17 protein-coding genes are annotated in these 15,303 nt (G+C 71.9%); 8 read left to right on the forward strand and 9 right to left on the reverse strand.

Annotated features, from left to right (window positions below):
* The first annotated feature begins 9 nt into the window (after positions 1-9).
* On the forward strand, positions 10-618 hold the full coding sequence (gene folE / locus ACFVXJ_RS28310; protein ID WP_389665936.1) for a GTP cyclohydrolase I FolE: 609 nt from the start codon (positions 10-12) through the stop codon (positions 616-618).
* A gap of 42 nt (positions 619-660) precedes the next feature.
* On the opposite strand, the gene ACFVXJ_RS28315 is transcribed toward folE, so the two are convergent.
* From ACFVXJ_RS28315 to ACFVXJ_RS28340, 6 genes are all read right to left on the reverse strand, one after another.
* On the reverse strand, positions 661-1,149 hold the full coding sequence (locus ACFVXJ_RS28315; protein ID WP_389665938.1) for a DUF3180 domain-containing protein: 489 nt from the start codon (positions 1,147-1,149) through the stop codon (positions 661-663).
* 53 nt (positions 1,150-1,202) lie between these two features.
* The gene (gene folK, locus ACFVXJ_RS28320; RefSeq protein WP_389665939.1) at positions 1,203-1,811 is read right to left on the reverse strand and encodes a 2-amino-4-hydroxy-6-hydroxymethyldihydropteridine diphosphokinase; all 609 of its coding nucleotides are present in this window, start codon (positions 1,809-1,811) and stop codon (positions 1,203-1,205) included.
* Positions 1,808-2,167, reverse strand: coding sequence for a dihydroneopterin aldolase (gene folB, locus ACFVXJ_RS28325; RefSeq protein WP_136216387.1), 360 nt, complete (start codon positions 2,165-2,167; stop codon positions 1,808-1,810). The genes folK and folB overlap by 4 nt, the downstream gene beginning before the upstream one ends.
* A 130-nt stretch (positions 2,168-2,297) precedes the next feature.
* On the reverse strand, positions 2,298-2,741 hold the full coding sequence (locus tag ACFVXJ_RS28330) for a nuclear transport factor 2 family protein (protein ID WP_136216386.1): 444 nt from the start codon (positions 2,739-2,741) through the stop codon (positions 2,298-2,300).
* A gap of 28 nt (positions 2,742-2,769) precedes the next feature.
* On the reverse strand, positions 2,770-3,639 hold the full coding sequence (gene folP, locus ACFVXJ_RS28335; RefSeq protein WP_389665942.1) for a dihydropteroate synthase: 870 nt from the start codon (positions 3,637-3,639) through the stop codon (positions 2,770-2,772).
* A gap of 213 nt (positions 3,640-3,852) precedes the next feature.
* On the reverse strand, positions 3,853-5,709 hold the full coding sequence (locus ACFVXJ_RS28340) for a phosphatidylglycerol lysyltransferase domain-containing protein (RefSeq protein ID WP_389665944.1): 1,857 nt from the start codon (positions 5,707-5,709) through the stop codon (positions 3,853-3,855).
* Positions 5,710-5,862: 153 nt separating this feature from the next.
* Here ACFVXJ_RS28340 and ACFVXJ_RS28345 point away from each other — a divergent pair, with 153 nt between their 5' ends.
* Entirely contained in the window at positions 5,863-6,972 is a 1,110-nt protein-coding gene (locus tag ACFVXJ_RS28345; RefSeq protein WP_389665945.1) for an alpha/beta hydrolase, read from the forward strand.
* 148 nt (positions 6,973-7,120) lie between these two features.
* Here the strand turns inward: ACFVXJ_RS28345 and ACFVXJ_RS28350 are convergent, their stop codons facing one another.
* On the reverse strand, positions 7,121-8,083 hold the full coding sequence (locus ACFVXJ_RS28350; protein ID WP_389665947.1) for an ABC transporter ATP-binding protein: 963 nt from the start codon (positions 8,081-8,083) through the stop codon (positions 7,121-7,123).
* Between the two features lie 170 nt (positions 8,084-8,253).
* On the opposite strand from ACFVXJ_RS28350, the gene ACFVXJ_RS28355 reads away from it, so the two are divergent.
* The 4 genes from ACFVXJ_RS28355 (at position 8,254) to ACFVXJ_RS28370 (ending at position 11,931) form a co-directional block, all read left to right on the forward strand.
* Positions 8,254-8,982, forward strand: coding sequence for an ABC transporter permease (locus ACFVXJ_RS28355; RefSeq protein ID WP_389665949.1), 729 nt, complete (start codon positions 8,254-8,256; stop codon positions 8,980-8,982).
* A 3-nt stretch (positions 8,983-8,985) separates the two neighbouring features.
* Positions 8,986-9,657 (forward strand): ABC transporter permease, encoded by a 672-nt coding sequence (locus tag ACFVXJ_RS28360; protein ID WP_389665950.1) that lies wholly within the window; start codon positions 8,986-8,988, stop codon positions 9,655-9,657.
* A 107-nt stretch (positions 9,658-9,764) separates the two neighbouring features.
* On the forward strand, positions 9,765-10,751 hold the full coding sequence (locus tag ACFVXJ_RS28365) for an ABC transporter substrate-binding protein (RefSeq protein ID WP_389665952.1): 987 nt from the start codon (positions 9,765-9,767) through the stop codon (positions 10,749-10,751).
* 112 nt (positions 10,752-10,863) lie between these two features.
* Positions 10,864-11,931 carry a hypothetical protein gene (locus tag ACFVXJ_RS28370; protein WP_389665954.1) on the forward strand — a complete coding sequence of 356 codons (1,068 nt, stop codon included), beginning with the start codon at positions 10,864-10,866 and terminating at the stop codon, positions 11,929-11,931.
* A gap of 35 nt (positions 11,932-11,966) precedes the next feature.
* Here the strand turns inward: ACFVXJ_RS28370 and ACFVXJ_RS28375 are convergent, their stop codons facing one another.
* Positions 11,967-12,182 (reverse strand): hypothetical protein, encoded by a 216-nt coding sequence (locus ACFVXJ_RS28375; protein ID WP_389665956.1) that lies wholly within the window; start codon positions 12,180-12,182, stop codon positions 11,967-11,969.
* A 68-nt stretch (positions 12,183-12,250) separates the two neighbouring features.
* Positions 12,251-13,393, reverse strand: a complete 1,143-nt coding sequence (locus ACFVXJ_RS28380; RefSeq protein WP_361317676.1) for an NADH-quinone oxidoreductase subunit D — start codon at positions 13,391-13,393, stop codon at positions 12,251-12,253.
* A 31-nt stretch (positions 13,394-13,424) separates the two neighbouring features.
* On the opposite strand from ACFVXJ_RS28380, the gene ACFVXJ_RS28385 reads away from it, so the two are divergent.
* Together ACFVXJ_RS28385 and ACFVXJ_RS28390 are read left to right on the forward strand one after the other, a co-directional pair.
* Positions 13,425-13,916: a PH domain-containing protein gene (locus ACFVXJ_RS28385; protein ID WP_389665958.1), complete on the forward strand. Its 492-nt coding sequence runs from the start codon at positions 13,425-13,427 to the stop codon at positions 13,914-13,916.
* Positions 13,913-15,274, forward strand: a complete 1,362-nt coding sequence (locus tag ACFVXJ_RS28390) for a PH domain-containing protein (RefSeq protein WP_389665960.1) — start codon at positions 13,913-13,915, stop codon at positions 15,272-15,274. Before ACFVXJ_RS28385 ends, ACFVXJ_RS28390 begins: the two co-directional genes overlap by 4 nt.
* Positions 15,275-15,303 lie beyond the last annotated feature (29 nt).

A 15,303-nucleotide genomic window follows, 5' to 3' on the forward strand; every position in this document is an offset into this window, starting at 1 on the left:
GAGGAAGACATGACCGACCCAGTGACCCTGACCGGCGGCGAGGGCACGATCGGCGCGTTCGACGAGAAGCGCGCCGAGGCGGCCGTGCGCGAGCTGCTGATCGCGGTCGGTGAGGACCCCGACCGCGAGGGCCTGCTGGAGACGCCGGCGCGGGTGGCGCGGTCGTACAAGGAGATATTCGCCGGCCTCTGGCAGAAGCCGGAGGAGGTCCTGACGACGACGTTCGACCTCGGCCACGACGAGATGGTCCTGGTGAAGGACATCGAGGTCATGTCGAGTTGTGAGCACCACCTCGTGCCCTTCCACGGCGTCGCGCACGTCGGCTACATCCCGTCGGCGGACGGCAAGATCACCGGCCTGTCGAAGCTCGCCCGCCTGGTGGACGTGTACGCCCGCCGCCCGCAGGTGCAGGAGCGGCTGACGACGCAGGTCGCGGACTCGCTGATGGAAATCCTGGAGCCGCGCGGCGTCATCGTGGTCATCGAGTGCGAGCACATGTGCATGACCATGCGCGGAGTCCGCAAGCCCGGCGCGAAGACCATCACCTCGGCGGTCCGCGGCCAGCTCCGCGACCCCGCGACGCGCAACGAGGCCATGAGCCTCATCATGGCCCGCTGACCACCCCGCGGCCGGTCCGGTCCGGAACCGGCCGCGGGGTGGTCAGGCCCGGGCCGCGGAGTGGGGGTTGGTGTCGTCGTCCTCGGGGAGCTTGAGGACGTGCTCCACGAACAGGGCCGCCGCGATGACCGCCGCGCCCGCCAGGACGCAGCCGCCCGCGTACCACGCCTGGTCGCGGCGGGCGGGGACATCGAGGGAGTCGGTCAGCAGGAACACGCCGACACCGCCGTACATACCGGCGACCAGGGCCGCGACCAAGGCGCTGGCCTGCGCGAAGACGACCGCGCGGGCCGCCATCAGGGGCTCGACCCCCTTGGCGCCCGGGCGGCGCTCGCGCTGCGCCTTGAGGCGGGTGCGCATCGACAGTCCCGTCGCGAACAGGATCGCCGCGATCACCGCGAGGACGATCGGCGCGGCCAGGGGGACGCCCGGCAGGTTGCCGTACGCGTTCCACAGCCTGGCGCCCGCCCAGGACAGCACCCCGGCGACCACGAAGATGGCCGCCAGGACCGCCGGCCTCAGTTGCTTCACGTGCCCGTTCCCCGCTTTCTGAGCCGTTTCGTCAGCAGTGAACAGGCTAACGACTACTCGGGGAGGTGGAGTTCCAGGTCCGGGCGCGGCGCGACGCCGCTCAGGCCGATTCCGGCCAGCAGCGCGGAGACCGCTCCGTGGCCCGAGAGCTGCGCCTCGGGGTCGATGTCGTGCCAGGGCGCGAGCACGAACGCCCGCTGGTGGGCCCGGGGGTGCGGGAGGGTGAGGACCGGGTCGTCGGAGACCACGTCGGCGTACGCCACGATGTCGACGTCGATCGTGCGCGGCCCCCAGCGCTCCTCGCGGACGCGGTCGAACGCCTCCTCGATGGCGTGCCCGCGCTCCAGCAGGGAGGAAGGCGGCAGGGTGGTCTTCACGCTGATGACGGCGTTGAGGTACGAGGGCTGCGAGCCGGGCGCGACGCCCCAGGGCTCCGTCTCGTAGACGGGGGAGACGGCCTTGACCCGCAGGCCCGGGGTGTCGCCGAGGGCGTCGATGGCGCCCTGGAGGGTCTCCAGGCGGTTGCCGAGGTTCGCGCCGAGCGCGACGACGGCCCATTTCGGGTTGGACAGGGTCGTGTCCGCCGCGTCGACCGTCTCCACCACCGAGGCGGGAACGGGCTGCACGGTGGGGTCGCTCTGGGCGTTGAGTCCGTTGTTCATGCGCGGCTCCGGGTGATCGTGATGGTCACGTCGTCGAACGGGACGGTGATCGGGGCGTCCGGCTTGTGGACGACGACCTCGACCTGCGCCACCGCTTCGTGCTTGAGGCACTGCTGGGCGATCCGCTCGGCGAGGGTCTCGATCAGGTCGACCGGCTCTCCCTGGACCACGTCGACGACTTCCTCGGCCACCACTCCGTAGTGCACGGTCTTGGCCAGGTCGTCGTCGGCCGCCGCGGGACGGGCGTCGATGTGCAGCACCAGGTCGACGATGAAGGTCTGGCCTTCCTCGCGTTCCCGGGGGAAGACGCCATGGTGCCCGCGAGCCTTGAGGCCGCGCAGCGCGACACGATCCACGCGAATCACTCCTGTTTCGTAGGTGCTTCCGGTCCCGGGACTCCCCGGGGCCATGGGCCTACGCCGAGTGCGGTCGGCGTCGTCCACCTTCGAATTTACCTGCGATAAACCTCCGGCCCCGCCCATGGGGTCAGTCCGTGTCCCCTTCGTCCTCATCTTCGGAGTCCGTAAGGACCGGTGAACCGTGGTGGGACCACAGCCGCCAACCCTCGGATGTGCGTCGGAACACATTCGTGGCGACGACCAGCTGACCGACCAGCGGGCCCAGCTCACCGCTGTCCTCGGCGGGGCCGCCGCTGAGGATGTTCTCGGTGCAGGTGACCAGGGCGGTGTCGCCGAGGACGGCCACCTTCGTATCGGTGAGGAAGAACTGGATGTACTCCGTGTGGGACATGATCAGGGCGTACGAGCGCAACACCTCGCCGCGCCCGGAGAGCACCGGCCAGCCGGGGTGCACGCAAGAGATCTCGTCCTCCAGCCAGAGCGCCGACAGCGCGTCGAAGTCCCCCTGCTCCATGGCCTCGTAGAAGGCGGTGTTGATCTCTTCGACGGCCTCGATGTCGGTACGGCTCACCGTGCCCCTTCCAGGTCGGTCTGACGGATCACAGTGCCCCTTCCACGGCGCGGGCCACCCGAACCGCGTCGGCGGTCGCCCGTACCTCGTGGACCCGTACCGCCCAGGCGCCCTGGTGGGCGGCGATCGCGGACACGGCGGCCGTGGCGGCGTCCCGTTCCCGGGCGGGCGGCGGGGCGGCGTCGGCCCCGGCCAGGACTCGTCCGAGGAAACGCTTCCGCGAGGCGGCGACCAGCAGCGGGTAGCCGAGCTCCCGCAGCTCGCGCAGGTGGGCCACGAGGGCCAGGTCGTGCTCGGCGTTCTTCGCGAAGCCCAGGCCCGGGTCGACCACGAGCCGCTCGGGTGCGATGCCGCCGGCGACGACGGCGTCGACGCGGTCGCGGAGTTCTGCGGTGACCTCGGCGAGGACGTCCCGGTAGACGGCGAGGCTGTTCATGTCGGCGCTGAAGCCGCGCCAGTGCATGACCACGAAAGGCACCTCGGCGGCGGCCACGGCCGGGATCATGCCGGGGTCGGCCAGTCCGCCGCTGACGTCGTTGACCAGGCGTGCGCCGGCGGCGACGGCCCGCGCCGCGACCTCGGCGCGCATGGTGTCAACGGAGACGACGACCCCCTCGGCGGCCAGGCCGCGCACCACGGGGACCACGCGGCGCAGCTCTTCCTCGGCGTCGACGCGGGTGGCGCCGGGGCGGGTGGACTCGCCGCCGACGTCGACGAGGTCGGCGCCCTGGGCGACGAGGTCGAGGCCGCGCTTGACGGCGGCGGTGGTGTCGAACCAGCGGCCGCCGTCGGAGAAGGAGTCGGGGGTGACGTTCACGACGCCCATGACCGCGCAGCGGTCCCACTCCGGCAGGCCCGTCACCCGGCCCCTGGCGGTGGCCCCGTGGTTGGTGTTCATAGCTCAAGGGTAGGGCCCGGGCCCTGGCCGGGCGGTGGCCGGGACGGGCGCCGGCCGGGTCCGCCGCCGGCGCCCTCGCGGGCCGCGGCGGCCTTCGCGGTCGGGCCGCCGCCCTTCACGGCCGCGGGCGCCGACCGTGCCGCGCCCGCCGTGGGCGCCGGCCGTGGCCGACGCGGGCGGGCCGCCCCGGGCCGGGCGCCCCGCTCCCGCCGGCTACGCCACCCGGACCTCGCGCTCGCCCGCCTGGGCCGGGACCGTCGCGTCCTCGTGCGTGTGGGCGCAGGGGCGGACCGGCTTGGGCCGCCGGCGGCTCTCGAAGAGCCGAGGCAGGGCCAGGGTCACGAAGCCCTCGGCCTGCATCACGGCGAAGCCGATGCGGGGCAGGTCGCGGGTGTGCCGGTAGACCATGAAGCGCGGCTCCCAGCGGGGCCGGAACTTCTCGTTGAACTTGTAGAGGGACTCGATCTGGAACCAGCGGGACAGGAAGACCAGCAGGCCGCGCCACATCCGCAGCACCGGTCCCGCGCCGATCTTCTCGCCGCGGGCGAGGGCCGCGCGGAACATCGCGAAGTTCAGCGAGACCTTCTCGATCCCGAGGTCCGGGCAGGCTCCGAGGGCGGCGACGATCAGCAGCTCGTTCATGCCGGGGTCGGCGGCGCGGTCACGGCGCATCAGCTCCAGCGACATGCCGTCCTTGCCCCAGGGCACGAAGTGCAGGATGGCCTTGAGGTCGCCGAACGGGCTGGTGTCGCCCTCCTCCACGCGGTGCGCGGTGGCGATGAAGCAGTCCCCGTCGCCCGGGTCGCCGACCCGGCCCAGCGCCATGGAGAAGCCGCGCTCGGTGTCGGTGCCGCGCCACGCCTCGGCGGCGCCGCGGACCTGCTCCAGCTCCTCCTCGGTCAGCTCGTCGACCCGACGGACCTTGGTGGTGTAGCCGTTGCGCTCGATGCGCTTCACCATCTGGCGGACGTTGCGCATGGCGCGTCCGGAGAGGGAGAAGTCTTTGACGTCGACGATCGCCTCGTCGCCCAGTTCCAGGGCGTCGAGCCCGGTCTCGCGGGTCCAGACCTCGCCGCCGGTCTCGCTGCAGCCCACGACGGCCGGGGTCCAGGAGTGGGCCTTGGCCTCCTCCATGAACCGCTCGATGGCGCCGGGCCAGGCCTCGACGTCGCCGACCGGGTCGCCGGAGGCGAGCATCACGCCGGACACGACGCGGTAGGTGACGGCCGCCTTGCCGCTGGGGGAGAAGACGACGGCCTTGTCGCGGCGCAGCGCGAAGTGGCCGAGGGAGTCCCGGCCGCCGTGCTTGGCCAGCAGCTCGCGCAGCTTGGCCTCGTCGTCGGCGGTGAGCCGGGCGGCCGGGTGCTCGGGGCGGAAGGCCAGGTAGATCGTGGTGACGGCGGTCAGCATGCCGAGCGCGCCGAGTGAGTAGCCGACGGTCCAGGAGACGCGGCCCGAGTAGGCGACCGGGCCCTCGAAGCCGAAGAGCCCGTAGACGACGTGCGTGATCTGCTCGTACAGGCCGGGGTTGCCGACGACCTTGTTCGGGTGGACGTTGACGATGACCAGGCCGAGGCCGATGGAGCCGGCGCTCATCAGGACGAAGTTGGCCAGCGCCTTCCAGCGGCTGCGCGGGTCCGGCAGCGCCTTGAATTCACCCTGGTGGCGCACCAGCAGGCCGAGCAGCACCGCCGCGATGACCACGCCGATGAAGGAGTGCCGGTATGTGAATTGCGCCACCGCGCCCGCGGGCAGCAGGACGACCGCGGCCCGCCAGGCGCGCCGCTTGCACCGCTTGAGGCCGTGGGCCAGCAGCAGGATCAGTACGCCCGCGCTGATGGACAGCGCGGCGGCGAACGGACCCAGGGAGCCGGGCAGCACCTCGGTGAACGAGTGGAACCGGCTGTGCCGGAATCGCGGGAAGACGCCCGCCGCGATGTCCAGAAGGCCGACGATCATGACGGCCGTACCTACCAGGCCGGGCACCGACTCCGGCTTGGGTCCGCGGAAGATTCGGCGGACCGCCTTCGGAACCTGTCCCGACTTATCGCCATCTATCCTGCTAGACATCGCTTCCCGTTGCTCCGCGAGAGATCATATGGCCGAAGGCCGCGACAGCCTCCGGAGTGTGGTGCGTCCCCTAGGACGACATCAAGGGCGAGCGGGTTCACTCTTCCGTCGAGAAAAAACCAGCCCTGCCATCAGAAAGTCGACTGACTGCTCATGGGTCTCACCAGTAATACGGTTCTGGTCCTGGCCATCATCCTCGGTGTGCTGCTGTTCGCGGCCACGGTGTGGTTCTGGCCGCGGCTCTCGGGCCGCACCTGGCGCGCGATGCTCGGCCGAATCGGCCTCCTGCTGGTGACCCAGCTGGCGCTGTTCTCGGCGGTCGGCCTGGCAGCGAACAAGTCCTTCCTCTTCTACGGTTCCTGGGCCGACCTGTTCGGCCAGCAGACGTCCATGGGCAAGGTCGTCGACCACTCGATGAGCAGCAGGGACATCAAGGTCGTCGACAAGCAGAGCCTGGACGTCCCCGGTGGCGCCAAGCCCCAGGTGGCCGGTCAGATCCTGAAGGTTGCCATAAGCGGCCCCAAGTCGAAGATAACGAGCCCCGGGTACGTGTGGCTGCCGCCGGAGTACTTCCAGCCGCACTACAAGAACAAGACCTTCCCGGCCTCCGTCGTGTTGACGGGCTACCCGGGCACGGCCGAGAACCTGATCAAAGGGCTGAACTACCCCATGACGGCCTTCAAGCAGGCCAAAGCGGGCAAGATGCAGCCGATGATCCTCGTGATGCTGCGCCCGACGATCGCCCCGCCGCGTGACACCGAGTGCGTGGACATCCCGGGCGGCCCGCAGACCGAGACCTTCTTCGGGCAGGACCTGCCGCAGGCGATCCAGTCCACCTTCCGGGTGGGCAAGAAGCCGCAGAACATGGGCTTCATCGGGAACTCCACGGGCGGCTACTGCGCGCTGAAGATCGCCGCGCACTACCCGCAGACCTTCGGCGTCGGTGTGGGCCTGTCCGCGTACTACCAGGCCGCGGACGACCCGACGACCGGTGACCTGTTCAAGGGCGACGACAAGCTGAAGAAGCGCGCCGACGTCCTGCACAGCGTCGAGCACAAGAAGCCGACCGGTACGTCCTTCCTCGTCACGACCAGCGAGAAGGGCGAGGACAACCTGGGCGACACCAAGAAGTTCATCAAGCTGGTCAAGGGCTCGGACCGGGTCTCCTCGATCGTCCTCGACAGCGGCGGCCACAACTTCAACACCTGGCGTCGCGAGATCGCGCCGATGCTGGTGTGGGTGAGCGGTCGGATGCAGGCCTGAGCGGTATGACCCGGGCCGCCGGCGGGAATCCGGCGGGTGCAAGGCAGGAGAGTGACGGGCCCCGACGGCCGGTCACTCTCCTTTTCGTTTCCCCCGCCCGCAGCCCGCGGCCCGCAGCCCGCGGCCCCCCGCCTGCGGCCCGCGGCCCTCACGCCTCCTGGAGCCGGGCCCGGCGCAGGGCCCGGTGTACGGCCTCGGGGGTCAGTACGCCGAGCAGCGCGCCGGAGTCCGGGTCCTTGACCCCGATCCGGCCGGAGTCCTCCTGGAGCAGCGCCGCGAGCGCCTCGCGCAGCGTGGCCCCCAGCGGCACCTCGACGGCCGGGGCGGCATCGCCCGCCGGGGTGAGGTCGGCCGTGTCGACGGGGGTGACCGCGAGCCGCTTCAGACCCCGGTCGGCGCCGACGAAGGAGGCCACGTACGCGGTGGCGGGCGACGCCAACACCACGGCCGGGCGGGCGAACTGCTCGATGGTGCCCGTGCCGTAGACGGCGATGCGGTCACCGAGCCGGATCGCCTCCTCCAGGTCGTGGGTGACCAGCAGGATCGTTTTGCGGACGGTGCGTTGGAGTTCCAGGAACTCGTTCTGGAGGCGTTCGCGCACCACCGGGTCCACCGCGCCGAACGGTTCGTCCATCAGCAGCACGGGCGGGTCGGCGGCGAGCGCGCGGGCCACGCCGACGCGCTGGCGCTGGCCGCCGGAGAGCTGCTGCGGGTACCGGTCGCCGTACACCGACGGGTCCAGTCCGACGAGTTCGAGCAGCTCGGCGGCGCGGGCGCGGGCCTTGGCCTTGGGGGTGCCGATGAGCTGCGGCACGGTGGCCGTGTTCTCCAGCACCGTCTTGTGGGGGAAGAGCCCGACCTGCTGGATGACGTAGCCGATGCGGCGGCGCAGCTCGACGGGATCGGCGGCGGAGATGTCCTCGCCGGCCAGCAGGATGCGGCCGGAGGTCGGCTCGATGAGCCGGTTGACCATCTTCATGGTGGTCGTCTTGCCGCAGCCGGAGGGGCCGACCAGCGTGACCAGCTCACCCTCCGCCACCTCGAAGGACAGGTCCTCGACGGCCGTGGTCCCGTCGGGGTAGCGCTTGGTCACATGCTCGAATCGGATCACCTCGCCATCTTTCCTCACCCGGCGGGCAAGGTGTGTGAAGGGTGTGTTGCCCGAGTGCGAAGGATTCAGGCCATTGTCGGTGCCGGGGGTTAGGGTCGGTTCCGGCCGGGTCCCCACACGGTGGACCCTTGATCGAAAACGTATGCGCCCGGTGAGGGGAGGTGAGCGGCGTGGACAACCGGAACTGCCTCGTGGCCAACGACTGGTTCTGCTGGGACTACGTCACCTCCCGCTCCCAGGAGCTCACCGACGCGACCGTGCAACACGTGTGGATCACCGCCGTCTCGGTGCTGATCGGTCTCCTGGTCTCGGTACCGCTCGCGCTGCTGGCCCGCCGGGGCCGCCATTGGGCGGCTCCCGTCCTCGGCCTGACCACCCTGCTCTACACGGTCCCCTCGCTCGCCATGTTCTCGCTGCTGCTGCCGTTCTTCGGGCTGTCGGCGGCGCTCGTGGTGACCGGCCTGGTGCTGTACTCGCTGACCATCCTGGTCCGCAATGTGATGGCCGGGCTCGCGGCCGTGCCCGAGGAGGTACGGGAAGCCGCGCGGGGTATGGGGTACGGCCCGGGGCGGCTGTTGTGGCAGGTCGAGCTGCCGTTGGCGCTGCCCGCGCTGCTGGCCGGGGTGCGGATCGCCACCGTGTCCACCGTGGCGCTGACGACCGTCGGCTCCATCGTGGGCAAGGGCGGGCTGGGCAACCTCATCGCCCCCGCCGTGAACAGCTCCTTCAAGGCGCAGGTGCTCACGGCCTCCGTGCTGTGCGTGCTGCTCGCACTGGCGGCGGACCTGCTGCTGCTCGGCGTGCAGCGGCTGCTCACGCCGTGGACCCGGGCGGACCGGGCGCCGCGCAAGGCGGCGGCGCCCGATGTGCCGGTGTCCGTCCCGGCCGAGGGGGCCTGAGCCATGGGTGTACTGGGCGGGGCGTGGGACTGGTTGACGGACGGCGCCAACTGGGCCGGCGAGAACGGCGTCTGGCACCGGCTCGGCGAGCACGTGTTCGTCAGCGGGGTCGCGTTGGGCGTCGCCTGCGCGGTGGCGCTGCCGCTCGGGCTGTGGCTCGGGCACCTCGGCAAGGGCGGCGCCCTCGCGGTGAACGTGTCCAACGTCGGGAGGGCCGTCCCGGTCTTCGCGGTCCTGGCCCTGTTCATGGTCTCGCCGCTGCGCAGCGCCGGCTATCTGCCGACCGTCATCGCGCTCGTGCTGTTCGCGATCCCACCGCTGCTGACCAACGCGTACGTGGGCATGCGCGAGGTGGACCGCTCGGTGGTCGAGGCGGCCCGGGGCATGGGGATGTCCGGGAGCCAGCTCTTCCTAAGGGTGGAACTGCCGCTGGCGCGGGGGCTGGTGATGACGGGCCTGCGCTCGGGCGCCGTCCAGGTCATCGCCACCGCCACGATCGCGGCGATGGTCGGCCAGGGGGGCCTGGGCCGGATCATCACCGCCGGGTTCAACACGTACAACACCGCGCAGGTGGTGGCGGGCGCCGTGCTCGTGGCGCTGCTGGCCCTGCTGGTGGAGGGGGCGCTGGTGGCGGCGGACCGGTTGTTGCCGCGCCACCCGCCGGCGGCCCGCTGACCGTCCCGGTGCCGCCGCGGCCCCCGTCGTCCTGTCCGCCGCCGCCCTGCCGTCCCCCCGTGACTTTCGATTCTTTCCGTCCGCCCCACTCCTTGGAGGAGCCCCACATGAGCAAGTCCCTGCACGTCCTCGGCGCGGTGCTGGGTGCGGCCGCCCTGGCCGCATCGCTCACCGCGTGCGGCGGCGACAGCCTGGAGAAGTCGAAGGACGGCGGCTCGGCCTCCTCGTCGTCCTCGAAGGGCGACGCCAAGGGCAAGCTGGTGATCGGCGCGGCCGGTTTCACCGAGTCCAACGTGCTGGCGGAGCTGTACGCGCAGGTCCTCGGCAACGCGGGTTACTCCACCTCCGTCACCACCGTCAACAACCGTGAGCTGTACGAACCGTCGCTGGAGAAGGGCGAGATCGACGTCGTCCCGGAGTACGCGGCCACCCTCGCGGAGTTCCTGAACGCCAAGGTCAACGGCAAGGACGCGCCGAAGGACAAGCCGGTCGCGTCGAGCGACGCCACGGCGACGGTGGCGGCGCTGGAGAAGCTCGCGACCCCGCTGGGCCTCAAGGCGTTGCCGGCCGGCTCGGCGGTCGACCAGAACGCTTTCGCGGTCACGAAGGAATTCGCCGCGAAGAACAACCTCAAGACCCTTTCCGATCTCGGCAAGTCCGGACTCAAGGTGAAGATCGCGGCCGGTGACGAATGCGCCGTCCGCCCCTTCTGCCGGCCGGGTTTGGAGACGACATACGGAATTTCGGTCTCCGGTATTGACCCGAAGGGCGTGGGCACCCCGCAGGCCAAGCAGGCCGTCAAGGACGGCGTGGACCAGCTCGTGCTGACCACGACCACCGACGCCACGCTCGACAGCTACGGCCTGGTCCTGCTGGAGGACGACAAGAAGCTCCAGAACGCCGACAACGTCCTGCCGGTGGTCAACGCCAAGGACGCCGGCGCCCCGGAGGTCGCGGCGGCGCTCGACGGGCTCACCAAGACGCTGACGACGGCCGACCTCGTCGACCTCAACCGGAAGGTGGACGCGGAGCGCGCGAAGGCCGCCGATGTCGCCAAGGCGTACCTGGAATCCAAGGGTCTGCTCAAGAAGTAGCGCCGCACGAAGATCAGTTACGCGTTTGATGTGGAAATGACGGGTAACCGCCTGGTAAGAGATTGCCGGGCGGCTACCCCACACCACGTCTACGCCCTGTAAATTTCAGGCCATGCCCCGTGGACGCCACCGCAATCCAGAACCTCTGCACCGTCTGCTCACGCCGACTGCCGTCGCCGGTGTATCCGTGGCCGGTGCCGGCGCGGCCTGGCTGCTCGCGGAACCGGTGGCGCTGCGCCTGCTCGTGGCCCTCACGGCAGCCGCGGGCGTGGCCGGCGCCGTCGTCATGCGCTCCTGGGACCGCTCGGCCGGTCGCCGGGTGGCGGAGCTCGCTCGCGAGCGGGTCAAGGACGAGTGGAAGACGGAAGAGCGGATAGCCGAGCTCGAATCCGATCTCGAGGAAGCCCGTGTGCTGCGCGCCAAGCTGGACGCCAAGCTGCGCGCCAAGCGGGTCGAACTGGCGGGCCTGCGCAGCGAACACGCCGCACTGCTGCGCCGGTACGCGACCGCCGAGACGGAGCGCGCCGGCGCGCTGGAGCGGCGCAGGCTGCTCGCCATCGAGGCGGCTTCGGGATCGGCCGGGCCGAAGGAACTCCCGGCGGTGTCGCAGGAGCGCGACGGCAGCGGGGCGCCCACGGCCGTCGGCTACGCGCGGGCCAACGCGGCGATGGCCGCGCTGGTGCGCAAGGCGGAGCAGCGGGCCGCGGCGTCGGGCGCCTCGGGCGCGTCAAGCGTCTCGGAGGCGGCCGGGGCCGCAGGGGTCGTGGGGGCGTCCGGGGATGCCGCTGCGGCGGCCGGCTCCGGCGGTCACGGCCGTACGGCCGCGGGTGCGGCGGGTGCGCAGCTTCCGGCCCGGCGGCTCGCGGCGACGGTGGCCCCGTACGCGGCGCCCCGGCGGCCGGCCTCGCGCGTCGAGGGCGGCTTCGACTTCTTCGGCACCAAGACCGCCGCCCAGGCCCGCGCCGTCATCGAGTCCGTGCAGAACGAGGACCTCGCGGACGTCGTCGGCGCGGAGGTGCTCGCGGTGCACAAGGCGGAGTCGACCGGACAGAGCGACGCCGAACCGGAGTTCAAGGCCCCGACCGCCGAACAGCGGGCGCTGGGCCAGGTCATCGACCTGACGGCGCACGACGAGACCGAGCCGGTCGACGTGGCCCGCCTGCGCAGCGCCATTTCGTAGGACGTGCCCGCGGCCCGATCCCGGACCGCGGCGGGTCAGAACAACGGAAGCTGCCCCGGGTGCGGGCCCAGGACGAAGCCGTCCAGGGTGGGGGCGGAAGCGCCCAGCACCACGCGGGCGCGGGAGCCGGGGCAGGACACCAGCCCGCCGCGCTCCCGGCCGGCGGGCGGGTCGTGGCGGGCGATCCGCCCGGCCGTCACGGCGCAGTCGCGGCCACAGGCGGGACAGGCCCGCCGGGGGGAGTGGGACATGCCCCCAGTCTGCACCCCGCCACCGACAACCGGCCCCGGCATCCGGGCCGGCACCCCGCCCCGGCGGGCTACTTGTCGATGTCGCCGACCACGAAGAACAGCGAACCCAGGATCGCCACCATGTCCGCGACCAACTGCCCGGGCAGCAGTACCGCCAGCGCCTGGATGTTGTTGAAGGACGCCGAGCGCAGCTTGAGCCGGTACGGGGTCTTCTCGCCCTTCGAGACGAGGTAGTAGCCGTTGATGCCGAGGGGGTTCTCGGTCCAGGCGTACGTGCTCCCCTCGGGCGCCTTCAGCACCTTGGGCAGGCGCTGGTTGACCGGCCCGGGCGCCAGTTCCGCCATCCGGTCCAGGCAGGCTTCGGCGAGGTCGAGCGCGTTGTGCGTCTGGTCGAGCAGGACCTCGAAGCGGGCCAGGCAGTCGCCCTCGGTGCGGGTGACCACCTTGAGGACGTCCTGCAGCTCGCCGTAGGCCAGGTACGGCTCGTCGCGGCGCAGGTCGAAGTCGACGCCGGAGGCGCGGGCGATCGGGCCGGAGACCCCGTACGCGTGCACGGCCTCGGCCGACAGCACGCCCACCCCGCGCGTGCGTCCGCGGAAGATCTCGTTGCCGTGGACCAGCTTGTCGTAGACGTCCATGCGGGTGCGGACGTCGGCGACGGCGGCGCGGGCCCGGCCGAGCCAGCCGGCCGGCAGGTCCTCCTTGAGGCCGCCGACCCGGTTGAACATGTAGTGCATCCGGCCGCCGGAGATCTCCTCCATGACGGCCTGGAGCTCCTCGCGCTCGCGGAACGCGTGGAAGATCGGAGTGATTCCGCCCAGTTCGAGCGGGTACGACCCGAGGAACATCAGGTGGTTCAGCACCCGGTTCAGCTCGGCGAGCAGGGTCCGCATCCACACGGCCCGCTCGGGGACCTCCATGCCCAGCATCCGCTCGACGGCCATGACCACGCCCAGCTCGTTCGAGAACGCCGACAGCCAGTCGTGGCGGTTGGCCAGCATCACGATCTGCCGGTAGTCGCGGGCCTCGAAGAGCTTCTCGGCGCCGCGGTGCATGTAGCCGACCACCGGCTCGGCGCTGACGATGCGCTCCCCGTCCAGGACGAGGCGCAGGCGCAGCACGCCATGCGTGGAAGGGTGCTGCGGCCCGATGTTGAGCACCATGTCGGTGCTCTCCGCCGCTCCGCCGATGCCGACCGTGGTCTCCGTCATGGCCGCATTGTCTCAGCCCTACGCTGTGCGCATGGAAACCGGGACAACGGGTGAGACGAGCCTCCCCGACTGGGTGGGATTGCCGGGCGGCCTGCTCAGGCTCCGCCGACTGCTGCTGACGTTCTGGGCGGTGCTCCTCGCGGTGGTGACGGGGGTCGTACTGGGGCTGGCCGTCGGCCCGGCGTGGGCGGCCTGCGGCGCGGTGTGGCTGGGCGCGCTCGCGTGGGGCCGGGTGCTGCTCGGGCGGAACTGGCGGTCCTGGCGGTACGCGGAGCGGGCCGATGACCTGCTGATCAGCCGGGGGGTCCTGTGGCGCACCCAGACCGTGGTCCCGTACGGGCGGATGCAGCTGGTGGAGGTGACCTCGGGGCCGCTGGAGCGGCGCTTCGGGCTGGCCTCCGTACAACTGCACACGGCGGCCGCGGCGACCGACGCGAAGATCCCCGGGTTGGTGCCGGAGGAGGCCGAGCGGCTGCGCGATCGGCTGACGGAGCTGGGCGAGGCCCGATCGGCCGGCCTGTGAGCACGGCGGACGCCGAGGGCGCCGAGGGCGTGAAGCCGCCGGCACCGGCGGCGGTGCCGGCGGCCCCGGCGGACGAGCGGCGGCTGCACCCGCTGACCCCGCTGTTGCGCGCCTGGGTGCCGATCGCGGCGATCATCGGTGTGGTCGCGCAGCAGGGCGACCGCGCCGAGGAGTGGATCACCGAGCTGCCCGTGTCGTTCCGCTTCCTGGTGCTCGTCGCGCTGCTCCTCGTCTTCGGTACGTACGGGCTGCTGAGCTGGTGGTTCACCCACTACGCGGTCACCGACACCGAGCTGCGCATCCGCAGCGGGCTGCTCTTCCGCCGCACCGCCCACATCCGGCTCGACCGGGTCCAGGCGGTGGACGTCACCCGGCCGCTGCCGGCCCGGCTCGCCGGGGTCGCGAAGCTGCGGATCGACGTCATCGGCGCCGAGGACAAGGACGAGCTGGCGTACCTGGCCGAGCGGGACGCCGCCGCGCTGCGCGCCGAACTCCTCGCGCGGGCCGCCGGATTCGCCCCGGCCGAGGCGGTCGCGCTCGGCGAGGCCCCGGAGCGCGCGCTGCTGCGGGTCGGGGCGCGCGAGCTGGTGGCCTCCCTGCTGCTGAGCCTGGGGGTGCTGGCCGCGGTCGCCGGGGGGCTGCTCGTACCGGTGGTGGTGTGGTGGTTCAGTGCCAACCCCTGGGCGGCCGCGGTCGCGCTGCTGCCGTTGCTCGGCTGGGCCTGGAGCGGCAGCGCGGGCCGGTTCCTCGCCGAGTACGACTGGACGGTCGCGGAATCCCCCGACGGGCTGCGGCTCGACCACGGGCTGGCGGACCGGGTGCACGAGACGGTGCCGCCGGGCCGGGTGCAGACCGTCCGGATCGTCGAGCCACTGCTGTGGCGGTGGCGGGGCTGGGTCCGGGTGGAGCTGGCGGTGGCGGGCTCGAAGAACGACGTCCTGGTGCCGGTGGCCGCGCGGGCCGCCGCGTACGAGGTCATCGCGCGGGTGCTGCCGGGCGTGGACCTGGCGGCCCTGAGCTTCGACCGCGCCTCGCGGTCCGGCGCGCGGTGGGTGGTCCCGATCTGGTGGCGGGGCTACGGCGTGGCCGTCTCCGCGGAGGTCTTCGCCGCCCGGCGGGGGCTCCTGTGCCGCCGTACGGAGATCGTCCCGCACGCGAAGGTACAGAGCGTCCGGCTTACCCGGGGGCCCTGGAAACGGCTGCACGGCGTCGCGGACGTCCACGTCGACACCGGCGCCGACGGCACGGTGACGGCCCGCCTGCGCCCGTCCCCCGAGGCCACCGGCCTCCTCCACGCCCAGGCGGACCGCTCCCGCACCTCCCGCGCGACATCCCGCCCGGACCGCTGGATGACCTGACGGCGCCCGGCCCCCGCCCCCCGGCCCCG

This window comes from Streptomyces sp. NPDC058279 (assembly GCF_042881255.1).
Taxonomy (GTDB): domain Bacteria; phylum Actinomycetota; class Actinomycetes; order Streptomycetales; family Streptomycetaceae; genus Streptomyces.